20 protein-coding genes and 4 pseudogenes are annotated in these 25,361 nt (G+C 69.7%); 12 read left to right on the forward strand and 12 right to left on the reverse strand.

Features of this window, described 5'->3' with window-relative positions; all coding sequences use genetic code 11:
* Window positions 1–17: 17 nt before the first annotated feature.
* Together ACFY9I_RS40390 and ACFY9I_RS40395 are read right to left on the reverse strand one after the other, a co-directional pair.
* Complete coding sequence (locus ACFY9I_RS40390) at window positions 18–767, reverse strand: hypothetical protein (RefSeq protein ID WP_391011957.1); 750 nt, start codon at window positions 765–767, stop codon at window positions 18–20.
* 102 nt (window positions 768–869) lie between these two features.
* On the reverse strand, window positions 870–2,474 hold the full coding sequence (locus ACFY9I_RS40395) for an IS1634 family transposase (protein ID WP_391011959.1): 1,605 nt from the start codon (window positions 2,472–2,474) through the stop codon (window positions 870–872).
* 107 nt (window positions 2,475–2,581) lie between these two features.
* Here ACFY9I_RS40395 and ACFY9I_RS40400 point away from each other — a divergent pair.
* Window positions 2,582–3,172, forward strand: a pseudogene (locus ACFY9I_RS40400) (IS30 family transposase); the annotation flags it as partial.
* A gap of 134 nt (window positions 3,173–3,306) precedes the next feature.
* Here ACFY9I_RS40400 and ACFY9I_RS40405 read toward each other — a convergent pair.
* Entirely contained in the window at window positions 3,307–4,575 is a 1,269-nt protein-coding gene (locus ACFY9I_RS40405; protein ID WP_391011961.1) for an alpha/beta hydrolase family protein, read from the reverse strand.
* 276 nt (window positions 4,576–4,851) lie between these two features.
* Here ACFY9I_RS40405 and ACFY9I_RS40410 point away from each other — a divergent pair, with 276 nt between their 5' ends.
* The 3 genes from ACFY9I_RS40410 to ACFY9I_RS40420 are packed head-to-tail and all read left to right on the forward strand — an operon-like array spanning window position 4,852 to window position 9,655.
* The gene (locus ACFY9I_RS40410) at window positions 4,852–5,172 is read left to right on the forward strand and encodes a hypothetical protein (protein WP_391011964.1); all 321 of its coding nucleotides are present in this window, start codon (window positions 4,852–4,854) and stop codon (window positions 5,170–5,172) included.
* Window positions 5,165–8,194, forward strand: coding sequence for an aminotransferase (locus tag ACFY9I_RS40415; protein ID WP_391011967.1), 3,030 nt, complete (start codon window positions 5,165–5,167; stop codon window positions 8,192–8,194). Before ACFY9I_RS40410 ends, ACFY9I_RS40415 begins: the two co-directional genes overlap by 8 nt.
* A gap of 15 nt (window positions 8,195–8,209) precedes the next feature.
* Window positions 8,210–9,655, forward strand: coding sequence for a cytosine permease (locus ACFY9I_RS40420; RefSeq protein ID WP_391011969.1), 1,446 nt, complete (start codon window positions 8,210–8,212; stop codon window positions 9,653–9,655).
* Between the two features lie 514 nt (window positions 9,656–10,169).
* On the opposite strand, the gene ACFY9I_RS40425 is transcribed toward ACFY9I_RS40420, so the two are convergent.
* Complete coding sequence (locus ACFY9I_RS40425) at window positions 10,170–11,330, reverse strand: DUF418 domain-containing protein (RefSeq protein WP_391011972.1); 1,161 nt, start codon at window positions 11,328–11,330, stop codon at window positions 10,170–10,172.
* A 322-nt stretch (window positions 11,331–11,652) separates the two neighbouring features.
* Between ACFY9I_RS40425 and ACFY9I_RS40430 the strand changes: the two genes are divergently transcribed.
* The 5 genes and pseudogenes from ACFY9I_RS40430 to ACFY9I_RS40450 all read left to right on the forward strand — a co-directional run bounded on the left by ACFY9I_RS40430 (window position 11,653) and on the right by ACFY9I_RS40450 (window position 15,532).
* The gene (locus ACFY9I_RS40430) at window positions 11,653–11,868 is read left to right on the forward strand and encodes a hypothetical protein (protein ID WP_391011975.1); all 216 of its coding nucleotides are present in this window, start codon (window positions 11,653–11,655) and stop codon (window positions 11,866–11,868) included.
* 76 nt (window positions 11,869–11,944) lie between these two features.
* Window positions 11,945–13,732, forward strand: coding sequence for an ABC transporter transmembrane domain-containing protein (locus ACFY9I_RS40435; RefSeq protein WP_391011977.1), 1,788 nt, complete (start codon window positions 11,945–11,947; stop codon window positions 13,730–13,732).
* A gap of 102 nt (window positions 13,733–13,834) precedes the next feature.
* Window positions 13,835–14,362 carry a hypothetical protein gene (locus ACFY9I_RS40440; RefSeq protein ID WP_391011980.1) on the forward strand — a complete coding sequence of 176 codons (528 nt, stop codon included), beginning with the start codon at window positions 13,835–13,837 and terminating at the stop codon, window positions 14,360–14,362.
* Window positions 14,363–14,764: 402 nt separating this feature from the next.
* Window positions 14,765–14,858: pseudogene (locus ACFY9I_RS40445) on the forward strand (IS5/IS1182 family transposase); the annotation flags it as partial.
* Between the two features lie 167 nt (window positions 14,859–15,025).
* Window positions 15,026–15,532 (forward strand): DUF6624 domain-containing protein, encoded by a 507-nt coding sequence (locus ACFY9I_RS40450; protein WP_391011983.1) that lies wholly within the window; start codon window positions 15,026–15,028, stop codon window positions 15,530–15,532.
* Between the two features lie 154 nt (window positions 15,533–15,686).
* On the opposite strand, the gene ACFY9I_RS40455 is transcribed toward ACFY9I_RS40450, so the two are convergent.
* Window positions 15,687–16,796 (reverse strand): histidine kinase, encoded by a 1,110-nt coding sequence (locus ACFY9I_RS40455; protein ID WP_391011986.1) that lies wholly within the window; start codon window positions 16,794–16,796, stop codon window positions 15,687–15,689.
* A complete protein-coding gene (locus tag ACFY9I_RS40460) occupies window positions 16,793–17,488 on the reverse strand; it encodes a response regulator (RefSeq protein WP_391011989.1) in 696 nt (231 codons plus the stop codon). Before ACFY9I_RS40460 ends, ACFY9I_RS40455 begins: the two co-directional genes overlap by 4 nt.
* Window positions 17,489–17,652: 164 nt before the next feature.
* Between ACFY9I_RS40460 and ACFY9I_RS40465 the strand changes: the two genes are divergently transcribed.
* On the forward strand, window positions 17,653–18,864 hold the full coding sequence (locus ACFY9I_RS40465; RefSeq protein WP_391011992.1) for a DUF418 domain-containing protein: 1,212 nt from the start codon (window positions 17,653–17,655) through the stop codon (window positions 18,862–18,864).
* A gap of 374 nt (window positions 18,865–19,238) precedes the next feature.
* Complete coding sequence (locus ACFY9I_RS40470; protein WP_391011994.1) at window positions 19,239–19,382, forward strand: hypothetical protein; 144 nt, start codon at window positions 19,239–19,241, stop codon at window positions 19,380–19,382.
* Window positions 19,383–19,396: 14 nt separating this feature from the next.
* Here the strand turns inward: ACFY9I_RS40470 and ACFY9I_RS40475 are convergent, their stop codons facing one another.
* Together ACFY9I_RS40475 and ACFY9I_RS40480 are read right to left on the reverse strand one after the other, a co-directional pair.
* A complete protein-coding gene (locus ACFY9I_RS40475; RefSeq protein ID WP_391011997.1) occupies window positions 19,397–20,452 on the reverse strand; it encodes a protein kinase family protein in 1,056 nt (351 codons plus the stop codon).
* 209 nt (window positions 20,453–20,661) lie between these two features.
* A complete protein-coding gene (locus tag ACFY9I_RS40480) occupies window positions 20,662–21,039 on the reverse strand; it encodes a hypothetical protein (RefSeq protein ID WP_391011998.1) in 378 nt (125 codons plus the stop codon).
* A 181-nt stretch (window positions 21,040–21,220) separates the two neighbouring features.
* Between ACFY9I_RS40480 and ACFY9I_RS40485 the strand changes: the two genes are divergently transcribed.
* Window positions 21,221–21,700 (forward strand): TIM-barrel domain-containing protein, encoded by a 480-nt coding sequence (locus tag ACFY9I_RS40485; protein WP_391012000.1) that lies wholly within the window; start codon window positions 21,221–21,223, stop codon window positions 21,698–21,700.
* Between the two features lie 232 nt (window positions 21,701–21,932).
* Here the strand turns inward: ACFY9I_RS40485 and ACFY9I_RS40490 are convergent, their stop codons facing one another.
* The 4 genes and pseudogenes from ACFY9I_RS40490 to ACFY9I_RS40505 all read right to left on the reverse strand — a co-directional run bounded on the left by ACFY9I_RS40490 (window position 21,933) and on the right by ACFY9I_RS40505 (window position 25,167).
* Window positions 21,933–23,210 carry a DUF418 domain-containing protein gene (locus ACFY9I_RS40490; RefSeq protein WP_391012003.1) on the reverse strand — a complete coding sequence of 426 codons (1,278 nt, stop codon included), beginning with the start codon at window positions 23,208–23,210 and terminating at the stop codon, window positions 21,933–21,935.
* A 187-nt stretch (window positions 23,211–23,397) separates the two neighbouring features.
* Window positions 23,398–23,563: pseudogene (locus ACFY9I_RS40495) on the reverse strand (helix-turn-helix domain-containing protein); the annotation flags it as partial.
* A gap of 3 nt (window positions 23,564–23,566) precedes the next feature.
* Window positions 23,567–23,901 (reverse strand): annotated as a pseudogene (locus ACFY9I_RS40500) (transposase); the annotation flags it as partial.
* Between the two features lie 183 nt (window positions 23,902–24,084).
* The gene (locus ACFY9I_RS40505; protein ID WP_391012004.1) at window positions 24,085–25,167 is read right to left on the reverse strand and encodes a phosphotransferase; all 1,083 of its coding nucleotides are present in this window, start codon (window positions 25,165–25,167) and stop codon (window positions 24,085–24,087) included.
* Window positions 25,168–25,361 lie beyond the last annotated feature (194 nt).

A 25,361-nucleotide genomic window follows, 5' to 3' on the forward strand; every position in this document is an offset into this window, starting at 1 on the left:
TCAGTCACGGCACTCGGTCACAGGTCCGGCAAGAGGAGCCAGACTTCGGAGAAGGCAAGGCCGTGCTTGTGGGTCACCGCCCCGCACGGGCAGCCCAGCGAGATCAGGCGCCAGTCGCAGGTCACCGTCCACGGGCCGGCCTTACCCCCGCATACCGGGCAGCCGATGGTCTCGGCCGTCCACACCCCGAAAGCGGGTCTGCCGTAACGACGGAAGCGGCCCGCGTACCGGACCTGCCAGGGCTCGACCGGGGGCGTGAGCGGGACGCTCCCGGGTGGGCTCGCCGAGGCCAGCACGGCGAACAGTGCGATCAGATCGGGAAGCAGGGCCTCGCCCGCCTCTGTTGGTGGCACGGCCGGGCCGTCAGCCGTGCCCACCGGGGTCCCGTATCTCGGGGCCGCCGCTGCGGGCGGTGGGTTCGGGGTGGTGTGCCAAGGCAAGAAGGCGCGGGCGACGGCGGCCAGGAGGGCGGCTGCGGGCGGGCTGACTGCGCCTGCGTCGAGGTGGTGGAGGGTGGTCCGCAGGATGCGTTGGAGGCGCCGGTCCCGGTCCGTGGCCAGCGTCTGCGTGGTCGCTGCCCGCCGGGTTGGGAGCGGGGCCGTGAGGCGGGCCAGGACGCGCGCTGCTGCTTCGGAGTCCGCCGCGGCAGGGCACCATTCCCCGGCGGCCAGGAGCTGCCGTGCCCGCCCGGCCTCACGGGTCAGGGCGCGCGTCTGCAACGGCCGCGAGCCGGAGCCTGCCCCGTGAGTCTGGTGCCCGCTCGTCATGGCCCCCTCTCCCCTTCCCTCGTTCGTCGCTGCGACGTATCCCCGTCCTCTACGAGCGTTGGTGGACATCCCATCACACGGGCGGATTGGGCCCGGAGACGCTTAGCCACAGCTCTGTGGCCAGCGGGTTTGTCCGATGTCGGTGTCGAGCAGGTCGAGGAGGTGGAGTTGGACGCCGCGGGTGATCTGGACGGTGGGCGGGTCGGTGACGTTGCCGATCCGCAGGGTGAGTTCGCCGAGGTGGTAGAAGATCATGCGGCCGGTGGGGCGGACACGGCGGTTGTCGGGGTAAAGGCCGGTCATGGTCTGTTCGGGGCCGAGCGCCCGTCTGACCTGCCGCTCGATCAGGCAGAAGACGAGCAGGGCCAGGCAGATGACCTGGATCAGGGCGGCAACGCGCCGGTTGTGCTGCACGAAGACCGGCGCGACCGCGAGCGGGCCCTTGAAGTCGTGGTATCTGCGCTCGACCGCGCCCTGGCCCTTGTAGTGGATCAGGGCCTGCCCGGCGTCCGCCTGGTCGGCGGGGACGGACGTCAGCAGTGCGTACCAGCCGTCGACAGCAGCTTCGGCCTTCAGCACGTCGGTGTCGAAGTGCCAGGCCAGGGCCGGGGTGCCGTCCTCGCTGTCGGTGACGGTCCAGCGCAGACAGGAGGTGATACGGCGCTTGGCGGCGATGACACCGATCCGGGCGACGATCTTCTCCCGGGTCTTGTAGTGACGTCCGCCGGCCGCAGCGGTGAGCTTGTCGAGCTCTTCGGCCGCCTTGGTCAGGCGTTTGGCCCGGGCGGCCTGCTGACCTGCGGCGTTCGCGGTGGAGTGGACCAGGATCCGCCGCAAGGCGACCGGCGGGTCGCTCTTGCGGGGTCCGGTCAGGGCGTGGGTGTCCTCCCGGACCCGGTAGGTCTCCCGCTTCTCGGGCGGCTTGTCCGCGTCCCGGTCGGGCACCCAGTCCACGACGACGGCCTGCCGCAGGTCGAGCGCCGCGTAGACCTCGTCCTTGACCTGCGCGGCCGGGACCGGGGCGATGAACTCCACTCCCGCCTGAAGCAGGGCAGCGACGTTGGAGTAGGACACCAGCTTGGAGTCGGCGACCATCAGGAAGTCACGCTTGCCGGCCATGGCCCGCAGGTCTTTCATCGCGCCGACGACCTGGCTGACCTCGGCCGCACCACCGCCGAAGACCCGGGCATGGAGCGGGATGCCGCCGTCGGCCGACACCGCGAGTCCGGCCTGGACCTGCTTCAGATCGAAGCGCCGGTCCTTGGGGTGCCCGTAGCCGATGATGGGGAAGTCCTCGTCCTGACCCTCGACCGGGAAGGCCCCGTGCACGGACATGCTGGTCATGTCCCAGTGCATCCGGGCCACATCGATCCCGAACTCGCCGATCGCCCGCGCCCCGACCGTGCCCGCGATGTGCTCCAGATGCGGAGCTATCGCATCCAGTGCCCGGGCCAGACGGTCATCGTTGAGCAGACCGGGCTCGATCCCGAAGACCTCCTCCACCGCCCAGCACCTGGCCCAGTCCTCCACCCGCACCAGCGGCGCGGGCGACGTCAGCCGGTTGGCCACCAGCGCCTCGATCACCTGCCCGTGCGTCACCAGCGCACTCGCGCCACCAGGACACACCTCGTCGACGATTCCGGCGACATCCAGCCGGCGCAGAAACTCGGCAGCGACAGGCAGAGCGCCCAGACGCTTCTCCACCACGGACGTCACCGCCACTTCAAGGCGCTGACGCTGAGACCGTGGCCGCGGGGAGCGGGAAGTCATCGACACACCCCGCCCAACGCCACACCACCGGCCCAGGACACCCCCGGACCGGTCACACCATACGAATCAACGACCCGCGAAGTACGGGCCTAGCCGACCGCAGGCGCTTCCGTGCAGTCAAGAACATGGTCATGATCAGCCAACGGCCGCCCGAGGCAGCCGACCGGGCTGTCCCCGGGCACTGGGAAGGCGACCTGATTCTCGGCCGCAGGAAGCACTCCGCGATCGCCACTCTGGTCGACCGCAGCACCCGTTACCTGATGCTGGTCCACCTGCCCGACGGCTACAACTCCTCAGCCGTGCGCGATGCCCTCATCGCCACCTTCGAGACCTTGCCGCCCCTGCTGAAGCGGTCCCTGACCTGGGATCAGGGCACCGAGATGGCCGCTCACCACGACTTCAGCATTACTACCAACATCCCGGTCTACTTCTGCGATCCCGGCAGTCCCTGGCAGCGAGGCTCGAACGAGAACACCAACGGCCTGCTACGGCAGTACTTCCCCAAGGGCACCGACCTGTCCACGCACACCCCTGAGGACCTTCAAGCCGTCGCCGCCGAGCTCAACAGCCGTCCGCGCAAGACGCTCGGCTGGCAAACCCCAGCCGAGCGTCTGTCTAAACTGCTCGCGGCTTGATCAACTCACCACGGTGTTGCAACGCCCCCTACAGCGGACCCCTCACCCGAGGGACGGGCCGGGGAGAAGCTGTTCTGCACCCGGGCGAGTGATAGTGAAGGCTCCGACGGCGGAACACCCGGTAGGCGGCCCGCCTACCGCAGGGAGTGGAACCACCGCACCACGGCGGCGGTTCCCGCCTGCTGGGAACCCAGGTGGCGTGAGCCGCCGTAGTCAGGGGTGCCGAGGTCGATCGGCGGGGCATGGACGCCGCGGGCGCGCAGGGCGGCGTGGCAGCGGGCGGTGTTCGCGGTGACGGCCTGCTCGTCGCCGTCGGCGTAGTAGAGCCGGATCGGAGCGCGCGGCGTCCAGTCGGTGCACACGCCGTCGGCAATCCTCAGGGCCGCCGCCAGCCGTCCGGTGGGATGGGCCAGCATCGCCCGGCCTCGGGGGGTGAGCAGCGCGTCGATGGAGTTCGGGGTGCCCGCCTCGACCTCCTGACCGGTGTGTGTGCCGTCCAGCAGACCTTCGATCGTCTGGTCGTACGGCGCGCGGAACACCTGGGCCGGCGTGTCGTACAAGTGGTGCAGGCGGTTGAAGGCGACCAGGGTCAGCGCCGTGTAGATCACGCTTGCCTTCGGCTCCGTCTGCCCGGCCAGCAGCGCGGGCAGTTCCGCGTCGCGGAACGCGTACGCGCCGCTGATGGGCGCCACGGCCCGCAGCCGGAACCATCCGTCGGCGCCTTCCTGCAGCGACCGGGCCAGTCCCAGTGCCGCCGAGGCGCCCTGTGAGAAGCCGGTGACCAGTACGTCGCGCCGCAGCTCCCGGCCCTTCGCCGTCGCGACGGCGCGGGAGGCGCGCAGCATGTCCAGGGCGGCCGTCGTCTCCGAGGGCACGTCCATCCAGGGGTGTGGGCCGGGGCCCAAGCCCAACCCGAGGTAGTCGGGGAGCACCGTGGCGAATCCTGCGGAGGCGTAGGTCAGGGCGGGTGCCTGGTCCCAGACGCTGGTCGAGACGGAGGCGACGTCGCCCTTGAACAGTTCGGTGCCGTGCGTGAAGGACACGGTCCGCAACCGCCGTTCACCGCTCCGAGGCAGGGCCAGCAGTCCGCTGGCCGTCGTGGGCCGACCATGAGCGTCAACTGTGCGGTACACGATCCGGAAGGTGTCCAGACCGTACCGTACGGCGCCGGTGTCCCAGGCACCCGCCTTGTCCCCCGCAAGCTCGGCCGCGACCTCGCGGGCGGTGAGCGTGCGCAGGTGCTCGACCGACACGACCGGGCCCCGCGATAAGTCCGCCGCAACGGGCGCGACAGCGGCGGCCCGGGGTTTCTCTGCTGTGTTTGCGACCACGGCCGTTGTGCCGCTCGCCGTCAGCGCCACCGACACCGCCGAGACCATCAGTATCCTGCTCATTCGCTTCATGCCGTGACCGTACGTATCCGCCGACAGAGCCGACCATCCGGCCAACCCTCCGACGTGTGTGGGGTTCTCCCCAGAGTGCGTTCGGTGCTCGCCGTCGCTGTCCGAGGACGGCGTTCCCCGCCAACTTGGTCCGGCACACCTGCAGCGACCTCGACGCCGTCACCTCCGAACTCAACAGCCGTCCACGCAAGACGCTCGGCTGGTAACCCCAGCCGAGGTCTGTCTAAACTGCTCGCGGTTTGATCAACTCACCGCGTTGTTGCAACGACCCCTGGAATGCGCCTCATCTGCCCGACCATGGCCACCACCGGCTACCCGGCGGACGCCACGTCCGCGGAATCCGTCGAGCTCGCCGAGGGCGTGCACTTCGCCAACCTCGTGAGCCAGTGCCTGACCCAGCTCTTCAACATCGCGAGTCGGCATCCGGTCCTCAACGTTCCCTCAGGTCGCGCGGGCAACGGGGTGCCGACCGGCGTGCAGATCGTCGCCCGACCGTTCGACGATCTGACCGCGTTCCGCCTCGGGGCGGCCGCCAAAGCACGTCTCGGCCTCTGGAGCGACCCGGACTGGCGGCCGGGACTGGCGCACCATGGCTGAAGCGCGACGGTCCTTCACCGACGAAGGCGTGATGGACGTGGCCGCCTCAGCCGCGCCTTACACCGGCCTGATGCTGTCGGTGCAGGACGCGAGGCGCCTCCTGCGTGAGGAATGGGGAATCACCGGTCGGCTCACCGACCTGGGGAGCACCCAGGACCAGGTCATGCTGGTCGAGGACGACAGTGACGGGCGCCGATACGTCCTGAAGGCGACCCTGGCCGAGGGCGGTGCTGATGCAGTCCACGCCGAACACCTGACGGTCCGTCACTTCCGGTCCCGGGATCCGGGCCTCGTGGCGCCGGAAGCCATCCCGACGCTGCAGGACCACGACCTGGTCGACCATACCGGGCTACGCGTGCGGCTGTTGAACTGGGTTCCGGGCGCACCGCTGGGCTCCGTCGCGCACCTCTCGCCGACGGCGCTGCGCGGCCTTGGCCGACTGGCCGCGAGATCGGTCACGGCACTCGCCGGGTTCGACCACCCCGGGCTGCACCGCCACTCCTCGTGGGATCCGCGCCACGCGGTCCGGACCGTGTCCGGGCTCACCGATCACTTCACGGGCCCGGAGAACGCGCTCATCGAGCGGGCACTCGCTCCGGTCGCCGAACTCATCGCCGGCGGTACCGCTGGGCGGCTGCCGGAACAGGCCGTGCACACCGACATCCACGAGCACAACGTGGTCGGTGACTTCGATGCCGACGGAGAGTTCGTACCGACCGGGATCATCGACTTCGGTGACCTGGTGTGGACGTGGCGGGCCAGCGAGGTCGCGACCCCGATGCTGGCCGCCGTCGCACGTGCCCCCGAGGACCCCTTGGGGGCGGCGCTGCCCGTCCTCGCCGGATACCTCGACCGGCTGCCGTTGGCCGAGGCCGAGGCGGACGCGGTCTGGACGCTGGTCCGCGCGCGTGCCGTGCTCTGTGCGGCGCTCCAGACCATCGCGTCGCACCAGGCTCCGGATGACAAGGGGGCGGCCGAGGTCGCCGCCGAGGACTGGCGGGCGTTGCGGGCCGTGGTGGAGATCGACCCGGCGCTCGCCACAGCGGTGGTGCGCCAGGCCTGCGGTTTCGGCGCACCGGAGACCGACCTGGCCGATCTCGTCGCCCGGCAGTCGCCGAGCCCGATCCTCCGCGACCAGGAGTTCGGTCGGCTCAGGCCGGTCGATCTGAGCGTCGAGTCGGAGCTGTTCTCGGCGGGCAACTGGATGGATGGCGAGTCCTTCCCCCAGCTGGGCTCCGACGCGGAGGGGGCCGTCGGGCGCTTCGACGAGATCCGCCTCGGTGAGCCCGACCTCACCGACCAGGCGCCCGCCACACTGCACCTGGGCGCTGACCTGTTCGTCCCAGCCGGCACCGCGGTCTACGCCCCGCTCGACGCCACGGTGGCCCGGGCCGAGGCTCACGCCGTCGTGTTGCAGAGCCGCGTCGACACCACCACGTTCTTCGTCCGGATCGCCGGAGTGGCCGCGCACTTCCCCGTCGGGCACACCGTGCGCCGTGGTGCCGAGGTCGCGGTGGTCGCACCGTCGGCCGGCCCGCGGCCTTCCCACGTCCACGTGCAGCTAGGGCTCTCACCCGACCTGCCGGGCTACGGCCGGGTCCGGGACCGTGCGGCCCTCCTGACGCTCTGTGCGGACCCGTCACCGCTCGTCGGGACGCCCACCAGGGCGGAGCGCGGGGAAACGGTAGAACGCGCGTATGAGCGCCGGGCCAGGTACGTGGCCGGCGCCCAGTCGACGTACTACGAGACTCCCGTGCAGATGGTCCGGGGCTGGCGGCGCTGGCTCTACGACAGCGCGGGCCGACGGTACCTCGACATGATCAACAACGTCGCGACCGTCGGGCACTCCCACCCCGCGCTCACCTCGGCGGCGGCTCGGCAGATGGCGTTGCTCAACACCAACAATCGCTTCCTGTACGACGTCATGGGCGAGTACGCGGAACGGCTCGCCGACACCCTGCCCGAGGAACTGCACGCCTTCTTCTTCGTGAACTCGGGCAGCGAGGCCGTCGATCTCGCCGTCCAACTGGCCCGCGTCCACACCGCACGTCGCTCGGTGGTCGTCATCGAAGGCTCCTACCACGGCTGGACCTCGGACGTGTTCGCCTTGGACACGCTTCCCCATGACCGCCCGCGTTGGCGCGAGGAACTCGACGAACACGTCCACGTCGCCGAGACACCCGACCCGTACCGGGGACGGCACGGTGTGCGCGCGGAGCCGTACGTGGAGTCCGTGCGGCGAGCCTGCGCCGAGGCGGAACCGGGCGGTGGCGTGGCCGCGTTCGTGGCCGAGCCCCTGCTCGGCAGCCAGGGCGGAATCGTTCCGCCTCCGGGATATCTGGCCGAGGCCTACGCCGCCGTGCGCGAGGCGGGCGGGGTGTGCGTCGCCGACGAGATCCAGGTCGGGATGGGGCGGACCGGTCCGGCCTTCTGGGCGTTCGAAGGCCAAGGCGCGACCCCCGACATCGTCGCCGCGGCGAAGGCGACCGGCAACGGACATCCCCTCGGTGTCGTGGCGTGCCGGGCCGAGATCGCGGCGGAGTTCGGCCGACTAGCCGGGTTCTTCTCCTCCACCGGCGGTGGCCCGGTCTCGTGCCGGATCGGTACGGCGGTCCTCGACGTCCTCCGTGACGAACGCCTGCCGGAGAACGCGCGCACGGTCGGTGCGTACCTCGGCGGAGAGCTCAACACCCTGGCGGCGCGCTTCCCCGAGATCGGCGCCGTCTACGGGGAGGGCCTCTACCGCGGGGTCGACATCGTCGTACCGGGCGGCGACAAGGAGCCGGCGCCGGCCGCCGCGACCCAGATGTGCGAACGCATGCTCGAACTCGGTGTCGTCATCCAACCCACCGGAGTCGAGCTCAACGTCCTGAAGATCAAGCCGCCCCTCTGCTTCGACAAAGCGGCCGCCGACTACTTCCTCGCCCAGTTCACCCGGGTGCTCGAGGAGCGGGCGCAGTCCCGCACGGCCTCGGCCCGATCGGTTCACCGGCACCCCACGACCGGGCAAGGCTGCCAGTGAAAGGAATGAGAGCCCATGACCGGAACACCCGCCACTGAAGCCGGGATCGAACTGCACCACGTCGATCCGGTGCCCGAATCCCACCGGCGAGGGCGCCCCCGCGACCTCTTCCACGTGTGGTTCGCCTCCAACCTCAACGTCGGCAACGCCATCTTCGGCGCGATCATCTACTCGGTCTGCCGCAACATCCCGCTTGCGCTGCTCGCCGCCGTCATCGGCAACCTGGTCGGGACCGTCCTCATGGCCCTGCACTCGATCCAGGGTGCCAGGTTGGGGATTCCCCAACTGATTCAAAGCCGCGGCCAGTTCGGCTACCTCGGCGCCCTCGTGCCCGTCGTGGTGGGGTCCGTCATGTATGTCGGGTTCACGGTCTCGGTCTCGCTCGCGGGCGGTATCGCGCTCAAGGTGGCCACGGACGGCAGGATCCCGCTGCCCCTGGCCACGTCATTGGTCGCCGCGCTGAGCGTGCTCCCCTCACTGATGGGAAACCGGGCCATCCACGTCGTCGCCCGCTACGCGACGTGGCCGCTCACCATCAGCCTGATCGTCGTCAGCGGCTACACGCTCGTCCGAGGGGATGGCGTGGCGGTGACGTCCGGTCCGGTGTCGCTCGCGTCGTTCCTCGCCGGCACCGGAGTCGCGGTGACGTTTGCGCTCACCTACGCGACGGCCGTCTCGGACTACTCGCGCTACCTGCCGAGCGACGCGTCAGGCCGGGCGGTCTTCTGGTGGACGGCTGCCGGGGTGTTCCTGTCGTCCACCTTCTGCTGCGTCATCGGTGTGCTGCTCGCGGCCAAGTTCGCGGCCGCGGACGTCTTCCAGAGCGCCAGTGCCGCGCACGGCGGGGGCGCACTCGCAGCCATCGTCCTGGTGGTGACCGCCCTGGGCCTGGCCGTGACGAACATGCTGAACCTCTACGGCGGAATGCTGAACCTGATCACCGGCCTCTCGACCTTCGTCAAGATCCCGAACTCGTTCAGGACCCGTGCGGCGATGATGCTGCCGACCCTCGTCATCGGTCTGGGCCTGGCCGTCACGGCGTCACAGGACTTCACCGGCAACCTGACGGCGTTCCTGTCGTTCCTGCTCCTGTTGCTCATTCCCTGGGGAGCGGTGAACCTCGTGGACTTCTACCTCGTCCAGCACGGAGAGTACGACGTCCCCGGCATGTACACCCGCAGCGGAAAGTACTGGAGCGATCCGGCCACGTGGACCCACAACGGGGTCAACCTCAAGGTCCTCATCGCTTTCCTGATCGGCGTGGTGTCCGGCATCCCGGCCATGAGCAACGCCTGGTACGTCGGGCCCGTCGCGCGACAATTCTCCAACGCCGACCTGTCCTGGATTCCCGGCATGGTCGTCACCTCGGTCGTCTACCTGGCGCTCGTCCGCGTCGGCCGCGATACCCAAGGAGAGTCGTTCACCGCAGTCGCGCGCCCGCACCGGACATCTCCCTTGTGACCTGAGCCTCCAGCACTGCGCGCCCATGCCTGACCTGCGGTTCTGGCCCGCCGGAGCCGGGCACCGGTGAAAAACCGGGCATCGCCGACCACCTCCGCCGACCACCTCCGCCGACCGAGCCAGACCTCATTGTCCGTTCGCCGCGTCGGGTGCCTGGCGTCGACGGTCGACGGTTCGGGCACATCTGCCCGGATTGTGGCGGCGGACTTGAAGCCGGATGCTCAGCCGGGCGACGCGAGGGACGGTGCGGTGCGGGCGCGGCTGGCCGAGGCGGCGGGGGCGGGGGCGGGGTGAGCATGCCGGTGCCTCCGATGTCTGAGCAGCAGTGCGCCCCGTCGGCGGGGCCGACGGGGCGCACGTCATGCGGTGGATGTAGACACTCCCTCAGGGCCCTCAGTGCCGTCCTGTCGAGGGCCGACAGGGGCTCGGAGTCGGAGTCCGGGAAGGGGATGAGGAACTGCTCGGCATCTCGGTGCCGGGGTGGAGCGAGGGGGCGTCCCACCCCGGCCGGGGCTCATCGGATGTGCTTCACCGGCTTGGTGACGGCGTTGAGGAGGTATTCCAGGGGGCCTCGGCGGAAGAAGCGGGACCAGATCGCGGCGAACACGGTCGCCCCGAGGACGAACATGAGCAGCGGCACCCATGATTGCTGGGCGCCGGTCCCGGCGGGCACGGACAGCGCCGACTGGGCGAGGAAGTGGCCGACGTAGGCGGTCAGGGACATGGTGCCCACGGCGATGACCGGCTTCGCCAGGCGGCGCAGTCGCGGCAGGCGGTCCATCGCCACCGTCGCGCCCACGATCACGAGGATCGCGACGCCCACGCTGCCGATGATGTCGAACGTGGTCCCGCTGTGCGGCCCGGCCTTCAGCAGGAACGACGCGGGCATCTCGGGGAACGACCCCCCGTCCGGGGGCATCGAACCGCTGGCGGGGGGCATACCCCCGGAGCTGCCGGACGACGACCCGTCTTCCGCCATGCTCCTCAACGCGCCCGATCCGGCGAGCAGCAGGGACATGCCGTAGGCGGCCGCGGTGAGGGAGGCGCCGAGCGCGGCGAGGCGCTTCTGAACGGTGCCGGAGGACAGGTCGAGGCGGCCCAGTGCCATGCCCGCGATCACGAACGACATCCACGTGAGCGCCGGGTAGAAGCCGGTGAGCAGCAGGTCGAGCACTCCCACCTCGCTGAGGCGGCGGAGCGGGTCGTAGGCGTTGATGCTCTCCTGGACCGACGAAGTCAGCAGCGAGTTCAGGGCGAACGCCAGCTGCGGTGTGACGAGGGCGAACGCGGCCGCGATGATCGCGAGTGTCCTGGCGCGCAGTCGCACCAGCGGCAGGGCGAGGAGGAAGTAGACCCCGTAGAAGCCGAGGATGATCACTCCCCCGTACTCCATCGCCAGCACGGTGCCCAGCACCAGCAGGACCACGGCGCGGATCGCGATGCGGGCCTTCGCCTGCCGGCCCGCCAGGCCCGTCTTCGGCTCGCGGCGGCCGGCGATCAGCATCAGCGAGAACCCGGCGAGAGTGGCGAACAGGACCGACGAGTGGCCATCCGCTATGTAGCGGATCCAGCTCGCCACGCCGGTCGTGGCGGACAGCGGGGGGCCGATGTGCACGATGTACATGCCGAACACCGCCAGCGCGCGGGCCAGGTCCACCCCGACGAGGCGTCCCATCGAGGGACCGGGCGAGGCCGGCGCGGCGGACTCGGGGGAGGTTCGGGGCGGCGGAGATGAGTTCTCCGGGAGAGCTGACGTCTCCTGCGGCGGCTGCGTCTGTGTCATACGGCAAACCTCGCGCGGAGCTCAGGGGGTGGGCCATCCGGCAGGCTTCGGTAACGCCCCCGCCGACCGGCGGGTACCGCCCTGCCAACCGGCGGAACCCCGTCCCCGACCCGGTCCGGTGCGACCGGGCGGTGGTCTTGTCCAGCCACTCGGCGGGGGTGGACCCGACGGTTGCCGGATGGGTGCGGGGCGGCCGGGCTTACAGGCTGGAGGCATGACACACCGTGCGTGGCCCAAGGAGCCCGACACCTCCCACGCCTCACCAGCCGACGAACCGGGGCATGACGTGGTCCCTCGCAGGGGCGACTTCCTGGAGTTCCTCGGCCTGGTGCTGGCTGCGGGCGCCCTCGTCCTGGTCGTCGTACGCCCCGAGATTCCCGAAGCGTTGGTGCGCGCCCTCGCCACGAGCACCGCCGGACTCGTCCGCTGAGCCGGCACACCATCACGCCCGGTCCGCCCGGCACCGTCTATGCGGTGCCGGGCGGACAACAGAAGGAAGGAATGTTGTGAACACCGCATCCGCCCCGGCGAAGGATGAGACGTCCCTGTCTGCCCGGGAGACGGTCAGGGCGCTGTACGGGTATGTCCGGCCGCACCGTTGGGCCGTTGCCCTTGGTCTGTTGTGTGCCCTGGTCGGGGCCGCCGGGGCGCTGTTGCAGCCGCTGGCCACGAAGGCGCTGGTGGACCGGATGGCCTCCGGTGGGACGATCACCGGGATTCTGATCGGGCTCACCGTGCTGGTGGTCGTGGGCACGGCGGTCGAGGCGTTCGGCGCGTATGTGCTGGAGCGGACGGCGGAGTCGGTGGTCCTGGCCGCTCGACGCACCGTGGTGGGGCGGCTGTTGCGGCTGCGACTCGCGGAGTTCGAGCGGATCCCGCCGGGTGATCTGATGTCCCGCGTCACCTCGGACACGACGCTGCTGCGGGCGGTCAGCACGCAGGCGGTCGTCTCCGCAGCCACGGGTGCGGTCGCGTTCGTCGCGGCGATCGTGATGATGGCGTTCCTCGACGCCGTGCTGCTGGGCGTGACGCTCGGCGTGGTCGTGCTGGTCGGCGGGGCCGTCGCGCTGGTCATGCCGAAGATCGCCCGAGCCACCGAGCGATCGCAGCAGGCGGTCGGGGAGATCTCCGTCGCGTTGGAGCGGGCTTTCGGGGCGTTCCGTACGGTGAAGGCGTCCGGTGCCGAGGGCCGGGAGACCGCCCGTGTGGAGGCGGCGGCGCGGCGGGCCTGGCGGCACGGCGTGAAGAGCGCGAAGTGGGAGGCCGCGGCGGGCTCGGCCGACGAACTCGCCGTACAGCTGGCCTTCCTCGCGGTGCTCGCCGTCGGCGGGGCGCGCGTGGCGTCCGGGGAGATCCCGGTCTCCACCCTGATCGCCTTCCTGCTGTACCTCTTCTATCTGATGGAGCCGGTGTCCCGGCTGGTCGACGCCGCGTCCTCCTACCAGGAGGGGTCGGCCGCCATCTCCCGGATCGCGGCCGTGGAACGTCTGGCGACGGAGCCGGTCATCGGGCGGCAGGACACCCCGCCCCGGCAGGAGGCGGCGGTGCCGGGCCCGGCGTCGGTCCGCTTCGAGGACGTGTCCTTCCGCTACCGGCCCGGTCTGCCGTACGTCCACCACCAGGTCAGCTTCGAGGTGCCGGGCACCGGGACGACGGCCTTCGTCGGTCCCTCGGGCGCGGGCAAGTCGACGGTGTTCGCGCTCATCGAGCGGTTCCACGAGGTCACCGGCGGCCGGGTCCTGGTCGACGGCAAGGACGTCCAGGACTGGTCCCTGTCCGAGCTGCGGTCTGCCATCGGGTACGTGGAACAGGACGCGCCCGTCTTGGCCGGCACCCTGCGGGAGAACCTCGTCTTCGCGGCGCCCGGCGCGACGGACGACGACATCCGCGACGTCCTGGCCCGCACGAAACTCGACACCCTCGTCGAGCGCCTGCCCCACGGCCTGGACACCCCGGTCGGACACCGCGGCTCCAAGCTGTCCGGCGGCGAGCGGCAGCGCGTCGCCATCGCCCGCGCCCTGCTGCGCAGGCCCCGCCTGCTGCTCCTGGACGAGGCGACCTCGCAGCTCGACGCCGTCAACGAGCTGGCGTTGCGGGACGTCCTCACGGAGGTGGCCCGCGAAACCACCGTGCTGGTGGTGGCCCACCGCCTGTCGACGGTGACGGGAGCGGAGCGGATCGTCGTGATGGAGGCCGGACGGGTCCGGGCCGTCGGCACCCACGAGGAACTGGTGGATGAGGACCCGCTGTACGCACAACTGGCGGCCACCCAGCTCCTGACGCCCGCCCGATGACCCCACCACACGCGAGGTGGTCCGGTCGGCCACTGCCCCACGCCCGGCCGGACAACCACCCACACCCGCACCCACACAGACCAAGACCGCGAAAGGCCCCCCATGTACACCGAGTCCGCCATCCGTCACAGACGAGCGGTGTGGAGCTGGCTGGCTCAGCCGACCGCGCTGTTCGGCGGGGTGTACGGGCTGCTGGTGTCGAGTTCGGCCGTCGCCGCGCTCACCCAGTTCGGCGAGACGACTCGAGCGGCACGCATGGACGATGCCCTGTGGGTCCTGTTCACCGCCCTCGCCTCGGCCCTGGCCCATGGTTACGCCCACCAGATTGCCCACCGCGACGCGCAGGGACGTGCCGGCGTGCGAGGTGTGGTGCGTGCCGTGCTCGCCGAATGGCCGCTGGTGGTGGCGGCGCTGCCCACCGCACTGCTGCTGTGGGGGGCGGGCCTTGGCTGGTGGCGCTCGGCAGGCATCGAGTACGTCGCCTTCGGCATCAACACCGTCCTGCTGCTGGGTTGGGGCGTGCTGGCTTCCCGGGCCGCGGGCAGCACATGGGGACGAGCTCTCAGGATCGGCTGTGCCGACGCGATCCTGGGAGTGGCCGTCGCCCTGGTCAGCACGCTGCTGAAGTGACGCGGCGACTTGTCACGTGTAGCTCGTCGTCCGCCGTGGGCGAGGCGGAAACAGTGGGATGCGGCATGAGGGACTGGTGGTGTCGGCAAGGTATGGGCGGCTGATTGGGGGCCACTTGGTGAGGGGGTTGGGGCAGCATCCCCGGTTCCCTCCCCGCTGGTCGGAGGAGGGAACCGTCAGTTCCCCGGGACGCTGTAGCCGGAGATGTCTTGGCGGCTGCTCACGGGGCAGGCGCGAGGTAGCCCCCGCTTTCCCCGCTTGCTGCGCGCGGTCTCCCAGCACCTCAACATCAAGCTCTAGCTCATCGCAGACGAGGTCATCGGATGGGCCCTGGGCCGACCCCGCGACAGGGCGATCCTGGAGAGGCTGGAGGTGGAGGTGGAGAAGCACAAGCGCGCTGGCCGTCTGGGCGGCGGGCACCCTCGCACGCCCGGACCATCTCGGCGGTGACAAGGCGTATTCCTCCCACCGCAACCGCTGCTACCTACGCAGACGGTAGACCAAGCAGACCATCAGCGATCCGCCTCTGACTTCGGGGATAGATCCATTATCCCCGTGCGGGGACGTGACTGTCACCACTCTCCGGAATGATCTTACACCCGTTTTACACCTTTAGGCTTGCAGGCACGGACGCAACACACTGATTTGACCCGGGAGTTGAGAGTGGCGCACGACGTTGCCGCGCTGGCCGTGGAGCTAACGGACATGGCCGCGGCGGATCACCGCTCCGCCCTCCGCGCGAACAGTGACGACCCTGCCGAGCAGCTGGCCTGGCGGCGGCTTACCGCACAGCACGGTGACCGGCTCGGCAAGATCATGGACGAGTATGGCTGGCCGACGGAGGAACTGGTCGGCGAGGAGGCCGCGCGCGCAGCGTGGCTGATCGCCCAGCACGCTGACCGGCAGCTCGAAATTCAACGACGCGCCCTGAAGCTGATGCAGCAGGCGGTGTCGACAGGCTCGGCCAGCCCACGCGAGCTGGCCTTCCTGCGCGACCGCACGCTGGTCAATGAGGGCCGCAAGCAGATCTACGGCACTCAGATCGCCGGCGTGAAGGACGGGGCACCGGTTCCCTGGCCCTGTGAAGAGCCCGAGCGCATGGACGAACTCCGTGCAGAAGTCGGCATCGAGCCCTTCGACGAGTACGTCGCCAAGTTCACAATGGCCTGACGCCTCGCCCCCGCCCCCGCCCCCGTCCGGATCCGCATCCGCATCCGCATCCGCATCCGCATCCGCATCCGCATCCGTATCCGTATCCGGAGGATCCTTCCCAGGGTTCACGTGCCGTAGGTGATGATCCGCCGGACAGGCCCTACGTAACAGCTCAGTCCGCGCTGAGCGGGATCCGCAGCCGCACCCGGTAGCCGCCTTCCATGGTCGGGCCCGCATCCAGGGTGCCGTGCAGGATGTCGGCACGTTCCCGCAGCCCGACGAGGCCTTGCTGGGAGCCGGGGAGGGACAGGGAAGGACGTGTGGACGGGGTGTTGGTGACGGTCACTCCGATGCCCTCGCCGTCCTGCCACAATTCGACGCTGGCCGTGGCGCCAGGTGCGTGTTTGCGGACGTTGGTCAGCGCTTCCTGAACCGTACGGTAGAGGGCGCGTTGGGTGGGTGTGCTCACAGTGGGCGGCAGTTCCCCCGTCAGCTGTACGTGCGTGCCGCTCGATTCCACGAGTTTACGCAGGTCGGCAAGGGTGGGCTGAGGCGTCAGCTCGGTGGCGTCGCCGCCGGAGGCCCGCAGCAGGGTGACCATGGTGCGCAGTTCGTCGAGCGTGGTGACGCTCAGCGAACGGATCGTGCGAGCGGCATCCTTGGCGTCCACGTCCCGGGCGGCGACCTGCAACGCCCCGGCCCGTACGGCGATCAGGCTGACCTGATGGGAGACCACGTCGTGCATCTCCCGGGCCAGCTGGGCGCGTTCGCGAGCGAGGACGGCCTGGGCGTGCAGGGTCCGCTCGTGTTCCCTTGCCTCCTCGATCTCGGCCAACCGCCGCGCCAGGTCCCGCTGTGCCTGGAGAAGCTGGCCGAAGAGGGCCGGCGCCGCAGCCGTAGCCAGGCCGTACACGAACAAGACCAATGTCATGGTCCGGTCGACCTCGGCCAGGGGCCACGGAGTGCTGCTCGCGACGGCGGCCAGGGCGACGCACACGGCGAGGAGACGGCGGTTGCGGGAGCGTTCGGCCAGGGTGAACAGCGCCGCGAGCACAGCGACGGCGACATCCTGCATCAGCGCGACGGGCAGGGTGAGCAGGAACACGACGAGCGGGAACCGGCGGCGGAAGGCCAGCGCGGTGCACCCGACAGCCGCCAGCGCGAGCTCGAGGTGCGTGGGCTCCCAGTTGGTCAGCCGCACGTCCACGGCCGCCGCGGCCACCAGGGCGAGGTCGATGACCAGCGCGGGAACCCGCTGCCACAGGGCGCGTGCACGGCTCATCCCCCGACCTCCGACCGCGGGCGCTCGTCGAGCAGCCCGGCCCGCTGCGCCAGCAGCGCCGCCTGCACCCGGCTCGCCACCCGCAGCTTCGTGAGGATCGCGCTGACGTGGTCCTTCACCGTGCCCACACCCAGGTGGATGCGCGCCCCGATGTCGGCGTTCGACAGCCCCTCCGCCACCAGGACGAGGACGTCGCGCTCCCGCGCGGTGAGCAGCCGGACCCGCGCCGCCTCCTCGTCGACGGCCGCCTCGGTGCCGGGGTGGCTGTGCAGCAGGGCCCGCGACGCCTTGGCAGAGAGCACCACACCGCCCGCGGCCAGGGTGCGCACCAGGTGGGCGAGCTGTTCCGGCTCGGTGTCCTTGAGGAGGAAGCCGGCCGCGCCGGAGTGCAGGGCGGTGAGGATGTACTCGTCGGCGTCGAACGTGGTCAGCATCGCCACCACCGGCGGATCCGGCAGCGTCCGCAGCTCACGCAGGACGGTGAGCCCGTCGACGTCCGGCATCCGGATGTCCAGCAGCACCACGTCGGGCCGCTCCCGGCGGACCGTCTCGACCGCCTCGCCGCCACTCGCGGTCGCGACGACCTCGATGTCCTCGGACGCGCCCAGAATGAGTTCGAAGCCCGAGCGGACCAGTGCCTCGTCGTCGATCACCACTACCCGGATCACGCGCCCCGCCTCACCTTCGTTCATGCCGTCCGGCCCACGCCGACTCGAGCCTAAAGCCCCGATCGGTCCTGGCCGCCCGCTGAGCTGCAGCTCCAGCCACACGGCGGGGTAGCACCCACCACTCGGCAGGGCCGCGGCAGCCTTCTGCCGGATGGGCCGTGATCGGCCCGGCCTCCAGTCTGAGGGCCATGACCCATCACCCGGACTCCGCGCTGCTCCCGGCCGATACCCCGTCTTCTGGAGATGAGCGTGGTGAGCCCTCGACCGGTGCGCCCGGAGTGGGCCGGCTGATCGGGCTGGACCTGGCCCGCGGCCTGGCCGTCTTCGGCATGTACGCGGTCCACGTGGGCCCCGCCCCGGCTCAGGGCGGTGTCATCGGCTTCCTGATGGAGCTGGCGCAAGGCCGCTCCTCCGCCCTGTTCGCCGTCCTGGCCGGCTTCGCGGTCGCTCTCATCACCGGGCGCCGCACGCCGAAGACCGGCCTGGCCGGCCGCCAGGCCGTCGGCAAGGTGATCATCAGGGCAGTGATCCTGCTGGCCCTCGGCACCGCCCTGACCATGACCGGCACCCCGGTCGTGCCGATCCTCGCCTTCTACGGACTGTTCTTCCTGCTCGTGCTGCCGCTGTACCGGCTGGGCGCCAAGCCACTGGCGCTTGTCGCCGCAGGATGGGCCCTGGTGGGCCCGCAACTGCTGTACGCGCTGAAGCCGGTGGTCGGCGGCCGCGTGTTCCTCTCCTACGGCCAGGCCGACGGCCCCGTCTCATTGTTCTTCACCGGCGGTTATCCGGCCCTGACCTGGGTCCCGTTCGTCATCGCCGGTATGGCTGTCGCCCGCTGCGACCTGACTGCCACCGCCGTCCGGATACGCCTCGCCCTCACAGGCGTGGCCCTCGCCGTCACCGGCTACGGCGGCTCCTGGCTGGCGGTACGTCTCGTACCCGGTGCCGCCGAAGCCGTCCGGAAAGCCGAAGAGGGGCCGGGCATGTCGTCCGTGTCATCCGTATCGCCCGACAGCATCGGCATCTTCGGCGACACCCCCGCCGGGATGCTGGCCTCCGCCCCGCACAGCGAGGCGACCCTGTCCATCATGGCCGCCACGGGTGTGGCGATCCTGGTGATCACCGCATGCCTGGCCGTCATGGACGCCTTCCCCAGGCTGCGCCGCCTGGCCAAGCCCGTCATCGCGGTCGGCTCGATGTCACTGACCGCGTACGTCTACCACATCGTGGCCATCTGGCTCCTGGACACCGAGCAATCGGCCGTCCCGCCGCTGTACGTCCTGCTCGGCTTCATCGCGTCCATCACCCTCCTCGCCACCCTCTGGTCCCGCTTCTTCCAGCGTGGGCCACTCGAATGGCTGATGGGCAAGGCGACCGGGATCGCCCGACGCGTTCGATGAAACGCAGCCGGAGAAGCGTGCCCGGAGCCCCTCGCCCGGGTGGGGCGGTCGCGCTGCGGGCCTCCACGAACAGTCTGCGATTCTTAGGCGGCCCTCAAGGCGCTTTGACGGGCGCCGCATCGGCGCCCTGTCTTCAGGGGCTCCTGTTCTCTCTGGTCCGGATCGGCGGCAATGACCTTGGGAGTCCCTGGATGTCCCTGGAGCAGGCGGTCGGGCCGGTCAACCGGTTGGGCGTGAACCACCCCAAGCCCCGTAGCCTCAAGCGGCTTTGGTCGCCCAAGCCGTGGCTGCCCGGGGCGGCGGCGCCGTCTGCTACTTGCAGTGGCTCACGAGCGTGAGCCGGTGACCGTCGAGGTGCCCGGCACCCACCGGTCATGGCTCGGCAGGTCGGCGAGATGCTGGGAGTGGACGCCAACATCCGATCCAAGCTGGGACCGCTGCGCGGAAAGCTGGTCAGACTCGTCGACCGGGGTTGGCTGCGGAAGCTACCCGACCGCCGGTTCACCACCCGCCTGTGACGGGCTGCCGTTGATCACGTACTTCGCCCCATCCGGCAGATCGTTGCCAGCGGATGGGGAGCTGCTCGGCTCTCCTGCTGAAACTCGCGATAGAAGTTGCCCATCACCGCGGCGACCGATGCATAACGGACAAGGAGCGCCGCGACCGACGCGGGAACCTCCTCTGGGGGCGCCCCTTGGGCGCACGCGTTCACAAACGTTCTGCGTTCTTCCGGTGTGTGTCCGTAGAGAGCGACGGCCAGCCAGTTCACCAGGTGGGTGACGGCGTAGCACTGGTCGTAGGTGCGGTGCTGGTCGAAGAAGTCGGCCTCGTCCTGTGTGAGGTCGAAGCGGGAGGAGATCGCGAGGCCGTAGTCGGTGAAGAAGAGCTGTCGGCCGTCGGTGAGGATGTTCTCGAAGTGGGCGTCGAAGTGCAGCAGCCCACGGCCGTTCATGAACGAGATGCCGGCTCTCAGCTCGTTGTCCACCATGGCGCAGGCCCGCTCGGCCGCCTCGTCACCGGCCCTGATCTGGATGCCCAACCAGTCGTGCAGGTTCTGCGGGATGTACTCCAGGAACAGCACGAGGCTTGCCGTGGACTGTTGGAGAGCTTCGATCCGCCGGCGCACCGCTGATCCGCCGCCCCAGTAGGCGACAGCTCGTTCCACATCGGCCAGTTCCTCGGGCAGCGGCTGGCCAGAGTCTGGGATCACCCGCCAGTGATACATCTGGGGAAAGCCCTCGTGGTCTCCCGCGACCACCCAGTTCGTCGTCATGGTGTGCGCGGCCAACTCCCGCCAGGCCCCGAACCCCGGGCCGCCGATGGTGCCGATGCCGTAGTGGCAGAAGGTCGGGAGTCCAAACAGATTCGCGGTGGAGTGAACATGCTCTGGCCGTCGCTCCAGATCGGTCAGCCGTACCTGCTTGACGAAGACCGGCGTTCCCTCGATCTCCAGCAGGACCGTTTTCCCGCCGATGCCCGACCCCAGCGGTGCGCCAGCGTCCACGAACTCGCGCACACTGCGGTCACTGCGCAGCGCCAGCGATGTGGAAACGGCGCCGTGGGCGGCCAGACGAGCACCGCGGGACATATCAGGGCCCTTCACTCACGCCTCCAACCATGCCCCGTCTCTTGTCCAGCGGCTTCAGCAGACGCCGGGACGGGGGCCAAAGAGCACCCTCCCACGTCGGAGCCGGCAAGAGGTGGCGTAACTGGAGCTGTTCCAGGTGCCGTTGAGGCTGTGTGACGAGAGCTGAAGAGCGTGCCGAGACTTCCTGCAAACTTACTTACCAGTGCCGTTCAGCGCTGTCCACGCGCACCGTCAGCCACCTCGCCGGTCTGCTGCGACGTCACCTGAAAGTGATCCGGTCCAGGTGGCGGATCCTGCCGCCCGGGAAGATCGCGGTGATTGTCCTGGCCGTGCTCCGTCACGACCAGCGCCTGGCCGACATGGCCGGCGGCAACAACGTGTCCGAGTCCACCGTCCGCCGCTGGCGCGACGAGCTGATCGGTCTGCTCGCCGCGCAGGCGCCGCGGCTGGACCGCGCCCTGAAGAAGGTCGCCAGGCAGGGCGGCGATCAGCCGCGCCGTCGACGAAGGGCGTTCCGTCGCCGTGACAGGCTCGGGTACGTGCAAGGGCTGGGCAGGCGCCTTGTTGGCGCTTTCGATCTCGGTCACCGGGACAACCTCGCCGAGACGTGGGCGGTCGACCATCCGCCAGGCTTCAGGAGGTGTCCCGCCAGTCGGCCCACCGACCCCCTCCGGTCGGCGGGGGTCGGTCTCGGCCTACATGAACGACTGTGGTCGTCGAGCTAGCCACCGGGATGCCGCGGGCCAGCAGGCTCACGACCACAAGATCATGTATCGCCTGGGGCATCGAGCGCCGCCACCACCCGGTGGACCGCCGACGGCGGCGGGCGCTCGACTGCTGGATCACCGCCGGCGACACCCGGGGCAGCACAAGGAGCGCGGACTGCCGCTGTCCGGCATCATCTGCGACTTCTTCCGCTGGCCGGAGCCGGGCGACCGGCGTTTCGAGGAGAGCGAGTGGCCCGACCCCGCGGCTATGGTCGAGCAGTTGGCCGATCTTGAGGTGAACGTCGCCGTCTCGATGTGGCAGACCGTCGAACCCGGCAGCGACACCTATCACGAGCTTCGCGCGTCCGGACACCTCGTCCGGGACGCGGAGGGCGGTCTGCTCACCTTCGCGTGTCCAACCCGGGAGTCCGACGAGGCGCCAACGCTCCCGATGGCGTACTGCAACGCCCTCCGGGGCACGCGCCGCGCTGTGGCGGCGGCTGAACGCCAACTACGTTCGCTGAGCGTGGAGTGCTTCTGACTCGACTACCCCGTACTGCACACCCACACGTGGCCGGCCGCTGCGCGTGGCCGGCGAGGACCGGCTACTGTCGCTGGCCCGCTCCGCGTGGGCGGGCAGCCAGAGAGGTACGGGGCCCTGCCGCGGTCCGGTGACATCCCCCACCACCTTCGGCTCCCCCGCACGCCCGCGCAGTCCCCGCTGATATGGAAGGCCGGGGTGGGGCAGGAAGCCGAGCCACCCCGACCGGACATCAGCGGATGTACTTGGCGGGTTTGGTGGCGGCGTTGAGCAGATACTCCAGAGGGCCGCGGCGGAAGAAGCGGGACCAGATCGTGGCGAACACGATCGCTGTCAGGATGTACGTGAGCACGGGTACCCAGGACGTCGTGGTGCCGGCGCCGGAAGCGGGCCACGCGGACTGTGCGAGGAAGTGGCCTACGTAGGCGGTCAGGGACATGGTGCCCACGGCGATGACCGGCTTCGCCAGGCGGCGCAGTAGCGGCAGGCGGTCCATCGCCGCCATCGCGGCCACGATCACGAGGATCGCGATGCCCGCGCAGCCGATGGTGTCGAAGGTGGTGCCGGTGTGGGACACGGCGCCCAGCAGGTCCGAGGCCGACAGCTCGGGCCCGCCGGGTGCGCTGCCCATGGAGCCGGAGACCGCGGAGCCGCTGCCCATGGAGCCCGGACCGGAGCCGCTGGAGGGTCCCCCACCTCCACCGACGTTCCATACCGCGCTCGCGCCGGTCAGCAGTGTGGCCAGGCCGTAGGCGGCTGTGGCGAGGCCGGCACCGAGGACGGCCAGGCGCCGCCTGACCACGGGGGCGGACAGGTCGAGGCGGGCCAGAGCCATGCCGGTGGTCACGAACGCCATCCACGTGATGGTCGGGTAGAGGCCCGTCAGCAGCAGATCGAGTACTCCCACGGTGCTGAGGCGTTCCAGCGGGTCGTAGGCGTTGATGGTCTGCTGGACGGAGTCGCTCAGCCACATCTTCAGAACGAACGCCAGCTGCGGCATGACCAGCGCGATCCCAGCCGCGATGAGCGCCAGTGTCCTGGCGCGCAGTCGTACCAGGAGCAGTGCGAGGAGGAAGTAGACGCCGTAGTAGGCGAGGATGATGATGTCCCCGTACTCCATCGCCAGCACGGTGCCCAGGGCCAGCAGGATCACGGCGCGGATCGCGATGCGGACCTTCGCCTGCCGGCCCGCCAGGCCGGTCTTCGGCTCACGGCGGCCGGCGATCAGCATCAGCGAGAACCCGGCGAGGGTGGCGAACAGGGCCGAGCTGCGTCCCTCGGCCAGGAAGTACACCCAGCTGCCGACGCTGCCCTGGGGGGAGTTCATCGGGGCGATGTGCACGATGTACATGCCGAACACCGCCAGCGCACGGGCCAGATCCAGTCCGACCATGCGTCCCATCGAGGGGCGGCCCGAGACTTGCCCGGCGGACTCGGACGAGGCCTTCGGCGGTGGAGTCGCGTTCCTCTGCGGAGCCGACAGCTCCTGCGGCGGCTTTACCTGTGTCATACGACGAATCCTTCGGTGCCGCCAGGAGGTGGAACATCCGACAGGTTTCGGCAACGCCCCCGCCGACCGGCTGGGACTGCCCCGCCGACCGGCGGAACCGCGCCGCGCCGACAGGCCGGCGGGCCCGGCCGGCACACTTCCCGCACCGAATCAGTTTCACCGAAGTAGTGGCTAGGGGTGGGCACTGGCGGGCCGCCTGAAACGTACGCCGGTACGCCTGGGGTGAGATGCCGATCGCCGCGTGCAAGTGCTGGCGCAGGGAGGTGCTCCTGGGAAAGCCGAACCCGGTCGGCGATCTGGTCCACCGACAGGCCACTCGGCTCCAGCAAGTCCCGGGCTCGGGCTACACGCTGGGGGAAGGCGTCGTGCATGTCGTCGCATGCTTCCCAGCGGACCGCAGTCGGCGGTGACCGTGGAGCCAGGCGATGGCGGACTCGGCAACCCATCGGATACACCCCAGGCCCGAGCCGTGCGGCTCGCCGCGCCGGGCGATCTTCGGTGTGATGCCGCGTTCGCGCAGCCGGCGGCGGTAGATGTCGTGGTCGTAGCCGCGGTCGGCTACAACGTGCGGGGGCTTGCGCCGGGGCCTGCCTCGTTTGCCGCGTATCGGCGGCAGGCCGTCGACCAGGGGCAGGAGCTGGGTGATGTCGTTGCGGTGACCGCCGGTCAGGGACACGCGCAACGGGGTGCCGACCAGCGCAAGTCGGCAGCGATCGCGATTACCGCCCGATGTCAGCCAGCCACTGGCTCGTGGTCCGCGGGGTGTTGCCTAGCAGCTTCCGGACGGAGGACTCCGGCGTGATCGAACGGCCCGGCATGGCCACTCATCGTGCGGTAGCAGCCGAACGAAGATGCTCCTTTTCTTTATGGCTTTTCAAAAATGCCCGTGACGGGCTTCCCTGAGGTGCGCGACAACGTCGTCCAGGCTCACGGTCAAGGAACGCTCGATGTTGGTCCAGTCGTCCTTGGCGTGATCGAGGAGGTACTCACGCCGTTCGGGTGCGCGCCCGGCACGCCAGTTCGAGATCAGCGCACGCAGTGTGAGCCGTGCCAACGCGGCAACCGGGAGCAGCGGGAGTTCCGAGGCCCGGATCGGGCGCTTTCGTTGGTAGCCTGCGGCGAAGGCGCAGGCGTCCCGCCAGGGATGATCTGGTGTCCTGCCGAGCAGGTTCGCCATGGGAACGGCCGGGTCGAAGATCACCGCACTGCGCACCGTGTCACCGAAGTCGATGACACCGGTGACGAAGTGATCGCTCTTCTCTGGGTCCACCACGATGTTGTAAGGGCTGAAGTCTCCGTGGATCACTTGCGTTTCGAGATCACGCAGCCTCGGGACGACGTTTTCGTCGAAGAGCCGGAAGACCGACTGGGCCAACCGGCGGTGCTCGGGGCTCGGCGTGTGCTCGACCAGTTCGGTCATCTGGTGGAAGTGCCGGATGTCCCATGCCAGACCTCGTCGGTCCGCCGGGTGTGTGAACGGCCTGAGCGCCAGGTCGATCAGACCCAGCATTTCACCGGCCTGGCCGAGGCGTTCGGCGTCGGGGTTCGCATCGGCCAGGACCTGGCCTTCGACGAAGTCGAAGACCCGCAGGACCCGAGTCCTGCCGTCGTTCAGCCTGATCTTGACATGGTCGTCTCCGTCAGCGGTCAGCTTCACCCGCTGGACGGGCAAGTGCGCAGCGGCGGTTTCGAGGTAGCGCATCGCGGCGGTCTGGAGGGCGACAACCGCCTCCACCTCGTCAGGTGGTGAGACCTTCACGAGGTAGTTGCGCGGGTCGGTGCTGAGTCTGAATGTGTCGTCCTTCTCGGTCGCCAGTCGCCCCAAGCGTCCGGTGAGGCGGTAGTGCTCCTCGAGGAGAATGCTCACCAGCATCACGTCGATGGGCTCGTGGGAAGACGTCAGGCCGCTCTCCTCGAGGAGCCGCTGAGTATGGTTCACAGCCGGTGAGGTGGTCACGGTCAGTCCCTTCGGTCAGCCGACTACAGACGGTTTTTCGCGACCTCGGCGAAGGTCTCCAGGAATCGGGTCACATCGGCGGAGTCGAAGGCCAGTGGCGGGCGGATCTTCAGGGTGTTCGCCGACTTGCCCGTGCCGTTGATGAGAATCCGGCGATCGCGCATGTCGTTGATGACGTCTTCGGTCAGCAGGCG

The sequence above is a fragment of the Streptomyces sp. NPDC012510 genome (assembly GCF_042955065.1).
GTDB lineage: Bacteria > Actinomycetota > Actinomycetes > Streptomycetales > Streptomycetaceae > Streptomyces.